The sequence below is a fragment of the Pseudomonas fluorescens genome (genome assembly GCF_902497775.2).
Classification (GTDB): domain Bacteria; phylum Pseudomonadota; class Gammaproteobacteria; order Pseudomonadales; family Pseudomonadaceae; genus Aquipseudomonas; species Aquipseudomonas putida_F.
Genome location: NZ_OZ024668.1, coordinates 3660208 through 3673989, shown reverse-complemented (window position 1 = coordinate 3673989; position 13782 = coordinate 3660208). Strand labels below are relative to the sequence as shown.

Annotated in this window: 9 protein-coding genes; 1 reads left to right on the top strand and 8 read right to left on the bottom strand. The window is 64.4% G+C overall.

Annotated elements, in window-relative coordinates; translation table 11 throughout:
- Positions 1-12: 12 nt before the first annotated feature.
- From F8N82_RS16775 to F8N82_RS16760, 4 genes are all read right to left on the bottom strand, one after another.
- Positions 13-1386, bottom strand: coding sequence for a TolC family outer membrane protein (locus F8N82_RS16775; protein WP_038996325.1), 1374 nt, complete (start codon positions 1384-1386; stop codon positions 13-15).
- 104 nt (positions 1387-1490) lie between these two features.
- Entirely contained in the window at positions 1491-4571 is a 3081-nt protein-coding gene (locus F8N82_RS16770) for a MexW/MexI family multidrug efflux RND transporter permease subunit (protein ID WP_038996324.1), read from the bottom strand.
- A 45-nt stretch (positions 4572-4616) separates the two neighbouring features.
- Positions 4617-5732 carry an efflux RND transporter periplasmic adaptor subunit gene (locus F8N82_RS16765; RefSeq protein WP_038996322.1) on the bottom strand — a complete coding sequence of 372 codons (1116 nt, stop codon included), beginning with the start codon at positions 5730-5732 and terminating at the stop codon, positions 4617-4619.
- Entirely contained in the window at positions 5729-6385 is a 657-nt protein-coding gene (locus F8N82_RS16760; protein WP_052251552.1) for a DsbA family oxidoreductase, read from the bottom strand. The genes F8N82_RS16765 and F8N82_RS16760 overlap by 4 nt, the downstream gene beginning before the upstream one ends.
- A gap of 170 nt (positions 6386-6555) precedes the next feature.
- On the opposite strand from F8N82_RS16760, the gene F8N82_RS16755 reads away from it, so the two are divergent.
- Positions 6556-7482, top strand: a complete 927-nt coding sequence (locus tag F8N82_RS16755) for a class I SAM-dependent methyltransferase (RefSeq protein WP_038996320.1) — start codon at positions 6556-6558, stop codon at positions 7480-7482.
- Positions 7483-7489: 7 nt separating this feature from the next.
- On the opposite strand, the gene F8N82_RS16750 is transcribed toward F8N82_RS16755, so the two are convergent.
- The 4 genes from F8N82_RS16750 to F8N82_RS16735 all read right to left on the bottom strand — a co-directional run bounded on the left by F8N82_RS16750 (position 7490) and on the right by F8N82_RS16735 (position 13688).
- On the bottom strand, positions 7490-8953 hold the full coding sequence (locus F8N82_RS16750; RefSeq protein ID WP_038996319.1) for a PepSY domain-containing protein: 1464 nt from the start codon (positions 8951-8953) through the stop codon (positions 7490-7492).
- A 10-nt stretch (positions 8954-8963) separates the two neighbouring features.
- Positions 8964-11132 (bottom strand): TonB-dependent receptor, encoded by a 2169-nt coding sequence (locus F8N82_RS16745; RefSeq protein WP_038996318.1) that lies wholly within the window; start codon positions 11130-11132, stop codon positions 8964-8966.
- 100 nt (positions 11133-11232) lie between these two features.
- Positions 11233-11619, bottom strand: a complete 387-nt coding sequence (locus F8N82_RS16740; protein ID WP_038996316.1) for a DUF2946 domain-containing protein — start codon at positions 11617-11619, stop codon at positions 11233-11235.
- A 41-nt stretch (positions 11620-11660) separates the two neighbouring features.
- Positions 11661-13688: a mechanosensitive ion channel family protein gene (locus tag F8N82_RS16735; RefSeq protein WP_038996315.1), complete on the bottom strand. Its 2028-nt coding sequence runs from the start codon at positions 13686-13688 to the stop codon at positions 11661-11663.
- Positions 13689-13782 lie beyond the last annotated feature (94 nt).

The following is a 13782-nucleotide window of genomic DNA, read 5'->3' as shown; positions in this document are numbered from 1 at the left end:
TAGCGGCCTGGTTCAGCTCTGGCGGGCCAGGTCGGTGGGCAGGAAATCCTTGTCCGGGTCGTAGTCGGGTTTGAGGTACTGGGCCAGGCTCTGCAGGTCGCCGGGGTTGAGGCTGCCGGCTTCGAGCTTGAGGCGCAGGCCATTGAGGATGTAGCCGTAGCGGGCGATGTTGTAGTCGCGCACGGCGTTGTACAGATCACGCTGGGCATCAAGGATGTCGACGATATTGCGGTTGCCGACCTCATAGCCAGCTTCGGTGGCCTTGAGCGAGCCCTGGCTGGAAATGATGGTCTGGCGCCGCGCCCGTACCTGCTCGACATCGCTGTTGACCGCGCGAAAGGCGTTGCGCGAGCGCTCCACCACTTCCCGTTGCAGGCTGGTCTGGTCATATTCGCTCTGGTCCAGGCGATGACTGGCCTGGCGCACCCGCGAGCTGGTGCCGCCGCCACTGAAAATCGGCAGTTTGAAGTGCACCATCAGCGTACTGTCGCGCTGGTTGCCCGAGCGCTGGCCAAAGTGGCTGGGGCTGTCCATCAGGTCACTGTCGCCTTCGGCATAACCCAGCGCCAGGTTGAGGGTCGGCAGGTGCTCGGCCTTGCTGCTGCGCAGGGTCTGCTCGGCAACTTGCAACTGCGATTGGCTGGCACGCAGGCGCAGGTTCTGGCTCAGCGCCTTGTCGACCCAAAGCTCGACCTGATTTGGCGACGGCGCCACCACCGGCAGGCTGTGGCGGATGCCGATCAACGGCGGCTGCGCTTGCCCGGTCAGGCGCATCAGGGCCTGGTAGGCATCGTCGCTGCGCCGCTGGCTGTCGATCAGGTTGGCGTTGGCCCGGTCGAAGCTGGCCTGGGCCGAAAGCACGTCGTTCTGGTCGGAGAGGCCGGCATCGAAACTCAGGCGGGTCTGGCCCAGTTGGCGCTCGAAGGCACGCAACTCGGCCTTGGTCGCGGCGAGGTTGTCCTCGGCCAGCAGGGTGTTGAAGTAGGCCTCGGCGGTGCGCAGGATCAACTGCTGCTGAAATGCCGAAAAGTCCAGCTCGGCCTGTTCGCTTTCAGCCTGGGCGGCCTTGAAGGTGAACCAGCGCGAGGCGTCGAACAACGGCTGGTTGAGGGTCAGGCGGTACAGGCTACCACTGCGTTCTTCGACGTCATGGCGGTCGCTGCGGCGATTTCCGGCATCGGCCTCCAGGGCTACCTGCGGCAGCAGTTCGGCGCGTGCCTGGGGCATGTTTTCCTGGCGCGCCAGGTAGTTCTCGCGAGCGGCGGCCATTTCGCTGTTATGCGCCACCACCTGGGTGTACACCGACATCAGGTTGCTGCGGCTGGCCTCTTCGGCCTGGGCCAGCGGCGCCAGGATCAGCAGGGCGAGGATTGACTTTCGAAACATGTGTGGCTCTCTTTTTTGCCAAGCCGGTCCCGCAGCGGCCCTCAGGGCCACCGGGGAAGGCGGATGGAAGCAGGCGGGCACGGCGAGGCCATACCCGGTTCAGGTCAGGCCAGGGCGCTTACGTCGGCCAGCTCCTGGTGACGTGGCGATTCACTGGCGGCGCGGTGGTCCTTGGCCAGCAAGGAGTACACGGTCGGCAGGATGAACAGGGTGAACAGGGTGCCGATCAGCATCCCGACCACGATCACCAGGCCCAGGCTGAAGCGGCTGTGGGCACCGGCGCCGCTAGCCAGCAGCAGTGGCACCAGGCCGACGACCATGGCGGCGGTAGTCATCAGGATCGGCCGCAGGCGGATCTGTGCGGCACGTTCGATGGCACTGCGGCGGTCGAGCTGTTCAGCCTGCTGCAGTTCATTGGCGAACTCGACCATGAGGATGCCGTGCTTGCTGATCAGGCCGATCAGGGTCACCAGGCCGATCTGCGTGTAGATATTCACCGTGGCATAGCCCAGGTACAGCGGGATCAGCGCGCCGCAGATCGACATCGGCACACTGATGAGGATAACCAGCGGGTCGCGCAGGCTTTCGAACTGCGCCGCCAGCACCAGGTAGATGACCAGGATGGCGAAAATGAACGTCACCACGAGGGCGCTGCCCTCCTGGACGAACTGGCGGGCATCGGACAGCCAGTCATGGCTGAAGCCTACCGGCAAGCTGTCGGCCTGGGTGCTGAGGAACTGCACCGCATCACCGATGCTCACCCCCGGGGCCGGCACGGCCTGCAGGGTGGCCGAGTTGAGCTGGTTGAACTGGGTCAGCTTGTTGGCTTCGATCGACATGTCGAAGCTGACCAGGGTCGAGAGCGGGATCTGTGCGCCATTAGCCGCTTTCACGTATTGTCCGACCAGCATTTCGGCAGACATGCGCTGATTGCGCAGCACCTGGGGAATCACATCATAGGAGCGGCCGTTGAGGGCGAAGCGGTTGATGTAGTTTTCGCCCACCAGCACCGCCAGGGCGTCGCCAATGGCCTGCATGCTGATACCCAGGTCGTTGGCCTTGTTGCGGTCGATGCTGATGTTGACCAGCGGGCTGTTGAAGTCCAGGTCGCTGTCGACCACGGCGAACAGGCCGCTGGCCATAGCCGCTTGCTTGATCTTCTCCATTGCCTCGAACACCACCCGGTGTTCCTGGGAACTCTGGATCACCATCTGCACCGGCAGGCCACCCGTGGAGCCTGGCAACGACGGCAACTGGAAGGCGAAGATGCTCACCCCCTCGATTTCGCCGACGGCTTTCTGGATTTCGCCCTGCAACTGGTCCGCGCTGCGCTCGCGCTCTTCCCAGACGCTCAGGTTGGCACCGCCGAAGGCTGTGCGCGGGCCGTCATTGCCGTTGACCACCCAGGTGATGTCGGTTTCCGGGAAGCTGGCGAACAGCCGGTCCATTTTCATGGCATAGACTTCGGTGTAATCGATGTTGGCGTATTGCGGCGCCTTGGCCACCGCCAGCACCTGGGCCTGGTCTTCGCCCGGCGCCAGTTCGCGTTGAGCGCCCAGGTACAGCACCGGCAGGCTGATGAATACCGCCGCCGCCAGCACCAGGGTCACGCTACGGTGGTGCAGGGAGACGTCCAGCAGGCGCCGGTAGCCATTGCCCAGGCGCTGGAAGAAGCGTTCGGCGGCGCGCGCCATGGGACCTTCATTGACCTGGCGGCTGAGCAGAAACGAACTCATCACCGGCGACAGGGTCAGGGCCACCACCCCGGACACTACTACTGCCCCGGCCAGGGTAAAGGCGAACTCCTTGAACAGCGCCCCGGTCAGTCCGCCCATCAGGCCGATAGGCGCATACACCGCCGCCAGTGTCAGGGTCATGGCAATCACCGGCCCGGCGATTTCCCGCGCACCGACCAGCGCCGCATGCAGGGGCGACTTGCCCGACTCGATATGACGGTGGACGTTCTCCACCACCACGATCGCATCGTCCACCACCAGGCCGATGGCCAGGACCATGGCCAGCAGGGTCAGCAGGTTGATGCTGAAGCCGAACAGGCTCATGATCGCCGCCGCGCCGATCAGCGACAGCGGGATGGTCACCAGCGGAATCAGCACGGTGCGCAGCGAACCAAGGAACAGGAAGATCACCACGGCGACGATAATCACCGCCTCGACCAGGGTCTTGAGCACTTCGTCGATCGATGCCTGGATGAACCGCGCTACCTCGAAGACGATGTTCGCGGTCATGCCCGGGGGCATGTTTTCGCGTATCTGCGGCATCAGGTCCTTGACCCCCTGGACGATGGTCAGCGGGTTGCCGGTGGGGGTCGGGTGCAGGCCGATGAACACGCTCGGTTCGCCGTCCATGATGCCGCTGGTGTCAAAGGATGTGGCGCCCAGCTCGGCGGTGCCGATATCGGCGAGGCGGATCAGGGTGTCGCCCTGGGTCTTGACCACCATCTGGCGAAACTGCTCGACACTGGTCAGGTCGGTGTTGACGTTGATGTTGGCCGAGACGTACTGGCCCTTGGTCTGGCCGGCGGCGGCCTGGAAGTTGTTCTTGCGGATCGCTTCGGCGACATCGCTGGCGGAGATGTTGCGCGCCGCCATGCGTGCTGGGTCGAGCCACAGGCGCATGGCCAGTTTTTGCCCGCCGAGGATCTGCGCTTCGGCAACGCCGTCCACCGAGGCGAACAGCGGTTGCACCACCCGCGAGATGTAATCGGTAATTGCTGGCAGGCCGATGTCCTTGCTGGAGAAACCGACATAGATCACCGCCGTGCCTTCACCCGAGGACTTGGCAATCACCGAGTCATAGGCGCCTTCGGGCAGTCGGTATTTGACCTGATTGACCGCGGCCATGATCTCGGTAAGGGCCTTGTTCGAATCGGCGTTGAGCTTGAGGCGGATGCTGATCACGCTCTTGCCCTGGGTCGAGGTCGAACTCAGGTAGTCGACGCCGTCGACCGAGGCCACCGCCTGGGCGATCGGCTGGGTGACGAAGCCTTGCATCAGCGAGGAGCGCGCCCCCGGGTATTCGGTGCTGACGGTAATGGTCGCGCTTTCCAGTTGCGGATACTGGCGGATCGGCAGGTTGAGCAGAGCCAGCAGCCCGAGCATGACGATCATCGAGCAGACGACCAGCGTCAGCACTGGCCGACGGATGAACAGGTCAGTGAATTTCATAGCGGAACAAGTCCCTTTCAAAGGCACGCAGAGTGCCGGTCGGCGTTACAGTTGCTGCGCCACGTCGGGTTTCTTCAGGTCGCTGGCGGCCATCGCATCCTGGGTCAGGCGCACCGGCATGCCGTTGCTCAGGCGGATCTGCCCGGAGACCACCACGCGGTCATTGGCGTTGATTGCATCGAGCACCACCACGCGGTCATTGCGCCGTGCGCCGAGCTTGACGAACACCTGCTCGACATTGAGCTGGCCGTTGTTTTCGCGCAGGACGAACAGCGAATTGCCGTAGGCGTTGTAGCTGATCGCGGTTTCCGGAACGCTGAGCACGTCGGCCAGGCTAGGCAGCTCGACACTGACATTGGCGAACATGCCGGGCTTGAGCAGCAGATCGGGGTTGTCCAAGGTCGCCTGGACCTGCATTGAGCGGGCACCAGGGTCGATCTGCGGCTCCAGGGTGGTGACCGTGGCCTGGAACGAGCGCTGCGGCCAGGCATCGACCTTGAGGTTGATCAACTGGCCAGGTTGCAACTGGGCGGCAGCCTGTTCCGGCAGCGAGAAGTTCACGTACAGGCGTGACAGCTGGGTCAGGGTCACCACGCTGTCGCCGGGGCTGAGGTACTGGCCCAGATCGACCTTGCGGATACCCAGCACGCCGGCGAACGGTGCGCGCAGGGTTTTCTGGCTGATCACAGCCTGGACCCGGGCAATCTCGCCACGCACCTGGTCGTAGTTGGCCTGGGCCTGGTCCAGTTGCGACTGGGTCGAGGCCAGCAATAGCACCTTGCGCGTGCGCTCCAGGGCCAGCTTGGCGTTTTTCGCCTGGGCCTGGAGCTTGGCCAGGTCACCCTGTTCCGGGCCGTCGTTGAGCTTGAGCAGTACCTGGTTGGTGCTGACTGCCTTGCCGGCGGTGAAGTTGAGTTCGACGATACGCCCGCCGACTTCCGGTGACACCTGTACCTGCTGGACCGCGGCCAGGGTGCCGACACTCGACAGCACCACCGGCATCGGCCCCGACTGGACATTGGCCACCGCCACCGGGGTTGCTGGCGCCGCACTCGGCGTCGGTGCGCTGGTATCACTGACGCCACTCGGCGACCAGACCATGAAGGCTGCCGCCAACATGGCGACGGCGCTGCCCGATCCTACCCAGTAGCGCGCTTTCATTGCAGGGCTCCTTGTGGCTGGGCGGCCAGTTCCTGGCGAATCTTGCCGAGCGACTCACGCAGTTGTTCAAGCCCCAGGGCGCCCGGGATCAAGTAACGGTCGGCGACCACCAGCGAAGGCACCGAGCTGATGCCCAGGTGGCGGCCCAGGTGCAGGTCCTGTTCGAGCAGGGCATGGGCATCGTGCTCGAAACTGTGGGCAAAGGCCTGCGGGTCGAAGCCGGCTTCGGCGGCAATCGCCAGCACCGTGGCCTGGTCGCCGATGTTGCGGCTTTGCACCAGGTGCGCCAGTTGCAGGCGGTCGAACATCAGTTCGTGAGCCGCATTGCCACCCAGGGCGTTGGCGGTCTGGCAGGCGCGAGCGGCCAGCAGGCCGTTGGGGTATTCGAACGCTTGCTGGCGCATGCCTTCGATGTTGATGCGTTTTTCATCCTCGGCGCGGGCGCAGGCTTGCCAGTGCCCGAGGATGGTGTCCTTGGCCTGTGGCATCGAGCCGAAGCGTTCGATCATCGCTTCTCGGCTGGTTTGCAGGATGAAGGTGCGGTGCTGGATATCCAGGTCGAGTTCGGCTTGCAGGTGCTTGAGCCGTGGGGCAAGGACGAAGCACCAGCCGCAGACGACATCGTGGAAAAATTCGACTTTCAAGGAAGACATGGTAGTGACCCGATAGCAGGAGGGATGGAGGCACTATCCACAGCGGCTGCGGGAGAAAAAAGCGACAAAAGTGCAGCTAACCCTCCCATCCCCTTCATCGATGGCCGAACGGCCAGCCAGCACGGGCCGGGCAGGGTAGAATAGGCCGCTTTACCCGATTGAATCCGCCCATGACCTCTGTGATCGACACCCTCCAGCAGCACCTGCTCGCCGCCCTCGCCCCGGCGCCGACTGAAACCCAGCGCCTGTTCCACGGCCGCGGGCGCTGCTGGCCGGGCCTTGAGCAGATCACTGTGGACTGGCTGCAGGGCGTGCTGCTGGTGTCACTGTTTCGCGAGCCGCCCGAAGGCCAGTTGCCAGCGCTGGAGCAGATGCTCCTGGCCCTGGCCGAGGCGCCGTGCTGGCCCGGTCAGGCCATTCTGATCCAGCATCGCTATCTGCCGGACAGCCCCGGTCAATGGCTGCTGGGCACACCTAGCGAGCATTGGCTGATCGATGAAGACGGCCTGCGCTACCAGCTGGACCTGGGCCTGAAGCAGAACACCGGCTTGTTCCTCGACATGCGCTATGGCCGGCGCTGGGTGCGCGAGCAGGCGGCGGGCAAGCGCGTGCTCAATCTGTTCGCCTACACCTGTGGTTTTTCGCTGGCGGCGATTGCCGGCGGCGCCGAGCAGGTGGTCAACCTGGACATGGCGCGTTCAGCGCTGAGTCGCGGCCGGGATAACCATCGGCATAACGGCCATGACCTGGGCAAGGTGAGTTTTCTCGGCCATGAGTTGTTCAAGTCGTGGGGCAAGGTACGCAAGTCCGGGCCCTACGACCTGATCATCATCGACCCGCCAACCTTCCAGAAAGGCAGCTTTGTCCTGACCCAGGATTACCGCAAGATCCTGCGGCGCTTGCCGGAACTGTTGAATGACGGCGGCACCGTGCTGGCCTGCGTCAACGACCCGGCCATCGGCCCGGACTTTCTCATCGAAGGCATGGCTGCAGAAGCCCCGGGGCTGGCCTTCGTCGAACGCCTGGCCAACCCGCCGCAATTCCCTGACAGCGATCCGGCGGGTGGCTTGAAGGCGCTGGTGTTCAAATCCCGCTAGGCAGGGCCTACTTGCCTAACCTCCGCCAGCCCAGTACCACACCACTGACACTCAGCAGCAGCCCGCCCAGGCTGCAGGCGATCATCCAGGCATCCCACAATGGCCGCTGCTGCAGCAGCGGCAGCCAGTCCCAGCTGTGCAGCAGCGAGAACAACCAGCGCGATGCGCGCCGGGGCCGGTCCAGTACACCCAGCACCTCGCCGGTGAACAGGTCCAGGTGCAGCCAGGTCCGCTGCGGGTCGGCAAAGCGGATACGTAACACCGGCAAGCGTTTTTCCAGGTGCCCGAGCATGCTCTGCTCGGCCCTGGCGTAGTAGTAGAAGTCATAGGCTTCAAGCTGCTCACTGTGCATCTGGCCCTGAGGCAAGATCGCTTGCGCGGCGCGCTCCAGCACTTCCCGCGGCAGGCGCTCCAGCACCTGGCCGTCGGCCATCGACAGCACCCGCGTACGGCCAGCACTATCATGACCGACCAGATACCCGCTGCCGGCGATCAAGCGCCATTCAAGCTCACGGGCCTTGAAACCTTGCTGCTCAAACCGCGCCAGTGCCTCGCTGGCCGAGACCGGCAAAGCCGCCGCCGTCAACGGCCCGCCCTGGTACGCCGCAACGTTCAGCGGCGCCGAACTGCTGAACAGCCGCCACGGGTTCATCGACATCAAACCGCTGAAGATCCAGGTGATTGCCAGCACGCCGAACAGCAAGCCGCCGATATGGTGCCAGCGGGCGAAGCCCCGGTAGGGTGAGCGCGAGCCACTGCGGTAGGGCTTGCGCAGGCGCCAGCGGAGGATGCCGATCACCGCGCCGAGCAGCGCCATCAGCGTGGCGGCTAGCGATAGGTAGATCACCATGTTGCTCCACACGCCATCCATACCGACGCCACGCAGCGGGTACAGCCAGTGCAGCCAGGCGCCGACCAGGTTCCAGCCGCGCTCCAGGGCGCTTGCATCGCGCACCACTTCGCCGGTTTTGCCGGAGATGTACAGCAGCGTGCGCTCGGCATCGTCGAGCTGCACCCGTTGCAGCGGGCGCTCGGCGTCGAGGGCGCGGGAGTGGCTCCACAGGTCCTCGATCACCGCGCCGGCATAACGGGCCGTCGCCTGCGGGTCGTATTGACGCGCGCTGGCAAGGGCCTGCTCGCGATCGATCGCTTGCAGGCGCTGACCGCTGCGGGCATCCACCGCCACACTGGGCCGATCCGGATAGCTGAGCAGGTAGCGCGGCGCCCCGGCCACCATGCTCAGGCGGATGCTTGCCGGGTTGCGCTCGGCATCGGCACTGCGCAGGGCAGTGCCGAGGTCGACGCAGCAATCCTGCAGGCGCAGCGGCGGCAGGTGAGCCAAGTGCTCGCGGGGCGTCAGCTTGGGGTAGCCGACATACAGCATGACCATGCCCGAAAAGAACCACAGGGCCATGAACAGGCACAAACCGATGCCCAGCCAGCGGTGCCAGAGGTACAGGTAACGTTTCATCGGCGGCGTCCTAGAAGCGCGTCTGCACGGCCAGTTCCAGGGTGCGCGGGGCACCGAGGTAGAGCATGCTAGAAGAGGTCCAGCGGGCATACACCTCGTCGGTCAGGTTGCGCACCCGGGCAGTGATGCGCGTGTCGTCATCGACCTTGTAGCCGAGGAAGGCGCCGAAGATCGTGTACGCCGGCGCGTAGCGCGTGTTGGCCGCATCGGCATACACCGAAGACACATAGCGGCTGTCGGCGCCGACCTGCCAGCTCGGGTCGATGTCGTAGGTCAGCCACAGGTTGGCGACCCGTTCGGGGATGTTGGTCGGGGTGTTGCCTTTGCGCGAGATCGAGCGCCCGGCGACGTTCTCGTTGAACTCGTCGTACTGGGCGTCGACATAGGCGAAGTTGCCTTCGGCCAACAGTTTCGGCGTGACGTGCAGCGAGGCGGCCACCTCGACCCCGCGCGAGGACTGCTTGCCCACTGGCTGGGTGAGGCTGGGGTTGGCGGCATCGGCGGTGGCCAGGTTCTTGCGCTCGATGTGGTAGGCGGCGACGGTGGCGGCGCCGCGGCCATCGAGGAAGCTGAACTTGCTGCCCACTTCCAGTTGCTTGCCGGTGCTCAGGTCGAAGTCGCGGACCGAGGCAAAGCTGGCCGTGCTGAGCATGCCCGAAGGCGGGTCGGCGGCGGTGCTGTACTGCACGTAGACGTTGGCGGCCGGGGTCAGCTCATAGACCAGGCCGATGCGCCCGGTGGTGGGCTCGTAGCTGCGCTGGAAGTCCAGCGGGTTGTTGGCATCGACGCTGCGGTAGTTATGCACATCGAGATCGATATGGTCGTAGCGCAAACCGGTGAGCAGCGACAGGCGCTCGGTCAGTTGCAGGCGGTTTTCGACGAACGCCGCCCAGGTGTCGACGGTGTTCTCGCGGTTCTTCTGATAACCCGGGACCATGCCGTTCAAGTCGTAGAAGTGCCCGGGTTCGAAGTTCGCCGGATCGACGCTGTCGAAAATGCCGGTGATCGAGCGCGGGTAGTTCATCTGCACGTTGTGGCTGTAATCCAGGCCCGCCGACCACTGGCTGTTCAGACCGAACAACTGGCCCTCGTGCAGCAGCTCGAAGCGGTTGCCGTTGAGCTCCTGGTCATGACGTTGCAGCAGCGCGTTGGAGCGGTTAACCCGGCTGTTGTCGGCGTTGTAGGCGTAGGTTTCGAGGTTACGGAAGTTACGCTCGGTGTTGTAGTGATAGAGGGTGTTGCGCAGCGAGGTGGTGTCGTTGAAGCGGTATTCGGTGATCGAGCGCAGCCAGCGCACGCGCTGCTCGTAGCGGCCGTCCTCGACGTTGTAGTTCTCGAAGCGGCGGCTCTCGTCGATCTTCATTTCACCACCCAGTGGGTTGAGCACCGGGCTGCCCCAGTAGGGGCTGTCGACCGTTTCGTTCTGATACTCCACGGCCAGGGTGTGGGACAGTTGGTCGTTGATGTCAGTGAGCAGCGAGAACGCGACGGTCCAGGCATCGCGCTCTTCGCGATCGACGTAGCCGTTGCTTTTGCTATGGCTGAAGTCCAGGCGTGCGTAGTTGCGGATGCCGTCGCCCTCGTTGAGCGCGTGGTTGAAGCCGAACGAGGTTTCGCTGCTGTCGTAGGAGCCGTACTTGATCCTTCCTTCGTTGAAGTTCTCGTCGCGGCTGGCCAGCTTGGTGATGTAGTTGATCGATCCGCCCACGGCACCGGCACCGAACAGGAAGCTCGACGGCCCGCCGACGGCTTCGACCCGGTCATAGATCCAGCTGTCGACCGGGCGCGCGGCTACCGTGTCGTATTGCAGGCTGATGCCATTGAACAGCTGGGTGATCTGCGCCCCGGAAAAGCCCCGGTAAGCCACCGAGCCTGCCGAGCCTGGCGGCGCGGCGGCGGTCATGCCGGGTACGCCGTTGAGGACGTCCTGGGTGTTTTGCGCGCCGCGCTGCTCGATCTGCTGGCGGTTGACGATGTTCACCGAAGCCGGGGTTTCCCGGGGGGTGAGGCCAAGGCGCGAGCCGGTTTGCGAAGGCGTGTCGAGCAGCACACCGTCTTCGGCGTCGGTGCGGCTGTTGATGCGCAGGTCAGGCAGGGTCAGCGGCGCCTCGGCCACAGCGTGGAAGGACAGCGCGCACAGCAGCGCCGCGCAACCGCAAAGGCGATAGGAGTAGGGCATGAATCACACTCTGGAAATTGAGCCAGCGGCCGCTTGCACCTGTCGGGCAGGCGCAGCAAAAAACGGCCGGTTTCGGGCAGCCCGGGAGCTGCCAGGAGGTTCAAGCCAGAAGCGGGGAGGCGCGGGGGTTGGCGGCCGGCCAGCAGTAACGCGGCGGTGCCTTGCTGCGCAGTTCACGGTGATAGCGACGGACATGGGCAACCGCCAGTAGCCAGCCGATGACCAGCACAAGGCCCAGGCATACCACGGCTGCAGCGCACACCGGGCAGGTCTGCATGCTGTCCCAGCCCGCCACCGCCTGATCGCCGAAATCGCTTTTCAGCGTCGGCCCGGCGCTGCCCATGGCCGAGCAATAGGCGCCGCCGATGCCGTTGAGTTGCAAGCCCATCATCTGCCCGTGACCGATACCGCAGGCGAACAGATTGAACAGGACACAGAAGTACAAGGTCCAGGCAATCAGCGGGCGGTCGGAGGGGGCGCGGTTCATGGCCGCGACTTTAGCACCGATGCCCGCTGGCGTTAAAGCAATCAGGCCGGTTCTTCAGCGACTTTTTGCGGCGGCGGATTGTATTGCGCGAAGCTGACGTCGTCGGTCTGGTCGACGCGCTTTTTCAGCCGTTCGTTGAAGGCGCGATTGACCGCATATTGCCCGCCGGAGCTGGTGCGAAACTGCGCGGTCAGGGTCATGCCGTTGAGGTTCATGCTGTCGACCCCGAACACCTGCAACGGCCCTTGCAGGCTGTGGCGCAGCAGCGGGTCTTCACTGATCGACTGGCCGACTTCGCGGATCAGTTTCAGCGCGCTGTCGACGTCGGTCTCGTAGCTGAACTGCACCGAGAAGAACGCATAGGCGAACTGGCGCGACTGGTTGGTAACCGCCTTGATCTGACCGAACGGTACCGAGTGCACGAAGCCCTTGCCATCGCGCAGGCGCAGGGTGCGGATGGTCAGGCTCTCGACCGTGCCGGCATGCCCCGAATCGAGTACCACCCAGTCGCCAATGGCGATGGTGTCTTCGATGAGGATGAACAAGCCGGTGATCACGTCCTGCACCAGTTGCTGGGAGCCGAAACCGATGGCCAGGCCGACCACCCCGGCACCGGCGAGCAGGGGCGCGACGTTGATGCCCAGGTTGGCCATGGTGGTGATGGTGCAGATCACCACTAGGATGATCTTGATGGCGTTGCGCAGCATCGGCAGGATGGTCCGCACCCGGGTGCTGGGCTGGCGCGACGAGCGCCGGCCAACCGTGGGCTTGAGCGCTTCCTGGATCGCGGTGTCGATCACCACCCACAGCAGCCAGGTGACCAACAGAATCAGGCCGATGCTGCTCAGCGAATCACTGATCGCCCGGCCCAGGCTGTTGCGCAGGGCAAATTCGAGCACCGAAAAGCCCCAGATGCGCCCCAGCAGTTCGATGAAGGTCACCGCCATGGTGATGCGCAGCAAGGCATGGGCGAGGTTGCGCAGCAGCTCCTTGTACGGGCGCAGACGCTGCCCGGGCTCGATGTCGTGGGTCTTGAACAGGTGCTGCAAGGTGGTACTGAGGAACAGTGTGCCGATCAGCAAAATGGTGGTCAGCAGGGCGTTTTGCAGGGCCTTCTGGCTCTCTTCACCGGCGCCGATCAGGGTGATGGCCGAGACCAGGATCATCATCAGGATCGGCAGGTACCAAAGCCAGGAAAAGATCCGCAGGGTCTCCTGCACGGCGCGGTGCTGCATACGGTCCTTGAGCGAGCGGTTGCGGATCAGGTGCGCCACCGGCCGGCGCAGGCGGATCACCAGGATGGCAAACGACAGGGTCGCCAGCAGGCCGGTCACTACCGCCACGCTGCTGGTGATATTGCCGCCCAGCTGCCGGGCGATCTGCGGGCTGGTCAGGGCATCGCTCCAGGCCGCCAGGAAGCCGATCATGAACAACGGCCGCGGCGCCACCTGGCGAATGATGCGCACCGCCGCGCGCTTGTGGCCGGTGTCGAACAGGGTGATCAGGCAGAGGATGATCGAGGTCGAGAAGATGCCGCTGCTGGTGGCATAGGCCAGGCTCAGGCCCAGGGCACGGCCAACCGAAGGCTCGAGGTAATGGCTGATGTACAGGGTGGTCGGCAGACTGGCCAGGGCCGGCAGGGTGTAGGGCAACAGATAGCCGAGCAGTTTTTGCAGGCGCGGCCGCTCGCGCAGCGTTCGGCTGTTGTTGCTGCGGTGGGCCAGCAGGCGGCCGAGGTTGGTGAGTACGGCGAAGGCGACCAGCCAGGTGATGCTCAGCAGGGCGAAATCGCCGAGCAGGTCCAGAGCATCGCGACCGGCGTGGCGGTTGACCAGTTGATCGACTTCGTTGGCGGCGCGGTCGGCGCGCAGGCGCCAGCTGTCGAACAGGTGGCTGTCGACATCCAGCTCCTGGCTGACATCGTCCAGGCCATCGGCAATGGCGCCAAGCAGGCCGCCCTGGACCACAGGTTCCGGGGCAGGAGTTTCAGCGGCAGGGGTTGGCTCGGCGGCGAACAGCTGGCTGCTCAACAGGCAACTGAACAGCAAGGTGAGTAAAGATCGGGTCACTGGGCACTCCTTGAGCCGTGGATGACGGAAAGGGTAGTCAATGAACTGATCAGCGGATGGGGGGAGAAGTTCGATAGGAGGGTGGAGCAATCGC

Coding starts and splice junctions, on each gene's coding strand:
- F8N82_RS16770 (WP_038996324.1), bottom strand. CDS start 4,571: ATGAAATTCACTGACCTGTTCATCCGTCGGCCAGTGCTGACGCTGGTC.
- F8N82_RS16745 (WP_038996318.1), bottom strand. CDS start 11,132: ATGCCCTACTCCTATCGCCTTTGCGGTTGCGCGGCGCTGCTGTGCGCG.
- F8N82_RS16765 (WP_038996322.1), bottom strand. CDS start 5,732: ATGAAAGCGCGCTACTGGGTAGGATCGGGCAGCGCCGTCGCCATGTTG.
- F8N82_RS16775 (WP_038996325.1), bottom strand. CDS start 1,386: ATGTTTCGAAAGTCAATCCTCGCCCTGCTGATCCTGGCGCCGCTGGCC.
- F8N82_RS16755 (WP_038996320.1), top strand. CDS start 6,556: ATGACCTCTGTGATCGACACCCTCCAGCAGCACCTGCTCGCCGCCCTC.
- F8N82_RS16740 (WP_038996316.1), bottom strand. CDS start 11,619: ATGAACCGCGCCCCCTCCGACCGCCCGCTGATTGCCTGGACCTTGTAC.
- F8N82_RS16760 (WP_052251552.1), bottom strand. CDS start 6,385: ATGTCTTCCTTGAAAGTCGAATTTTTCCACGATGTCGTCTGCGGCTGG.
- F8N82_RS16750 (WP_038996319.1), bottom strand. CDS start 8,953: ATGAAACGTTACCTGTACCTCTGGCACCGCTGGCTGGGCATCGGTTTG.